This window comes from Pseudomonas sp. EGD-AK9 (genome assembly GCF_000465935.2).
GTDB lineage: Bacteria > Pseudomonadota > Gammaproteobacteria > Pseudomonadales > Pseudomonadaceae > Aquipseudomonas.
On sequence record NZ_AVOF01000713.1, the window covers coordinates 1 to 825 of the forward strand.

The 825-nt window shown below is 69.2% G+C and carries 1 protein-coding gene; it reads left to right on the forward strand.

All coding sequences use genetic code 11. The features are described from left to right. On the forward strand, positions 1-722 hold a 722-nt coding region (gene tcdA, locus N878_RS23150; protein WP_021445879.1), incomplete at its 5' end, for a tRNA cyclic N6-threonylcarbamoyladenosine(37) synthase TcdA. Between the last annotated feature and the right edge of the window lie 103 nt (positions 723-825).

Consider the following 825-nt stretch of genomic DNA (forward strand, 5'->3'; position numbering starts at 1 on the left):
TGGTCGGCATCGGCGGCGTCGGCTCCTGGGCGGCCGAGGCGCTGGCGCGCTCGGGCGTCGGCGAGATCTCGCTGTTCGACCTGGACGACGTCTGCATCACCAACACCAATCGCCAGGTGCACGCCGTCGAGGGCGCGGTGGGCAAGGCCAAGGTCGAGGAGATGGCCGCGCGCATTCGCGCCATCAACCCGGCCTGCGTGGTGCACGCGGTGGCCGATTTCGTCACCCGCGAGACCATGGCCGAGTACATCACCGAGCAGCTCGACGGGGTGATCGACTGCATCGACAGCGTGCCGGCCAAGGCCGCGCTGATCGCCTGGTGCAAGCGGCGCAAGATCCAGATCGTCACCACCGGCGGCGCCGGCGGCCAGGTCGACCCGACGCAGATCCAGCTCGCCGACCTCAACAAGACCTTCAACGACCCGCTGGCGGCCAAGGTGCGCAGCACCCTGCGCCGCGACTACGGTTTCTCGCGCACGCCGGGGCGTACCTACAGCGTGCCCTGCGTGTTCTCCACCGAGCAGCTGCGCTATCCCAAGCCGGACGGCACGGTGTGCCAGGCCAAGGGCTTCGTCGGCGAAGGGGTCAAGCTGGACTGCGCCGGCGGTTTCGGCGCGGTGATGATGGTCACCGCCAGCTTCGGCATGGCCGCCGCCGCCAAGCTGGTGGACAAGCTGGTGGCCGGCGCCCGGCGCCCGGCCGAACGTGGCCGCAGCGACTGACGGCGGCCTGTGCGGCGGCCTGCTTGGCTAAGCTGAGACAAAAAAGGAGTGACAGAACTCGGGCAGGGACGCTTCGCTGTGTTTGCGCGTTGAGGTGATCCGT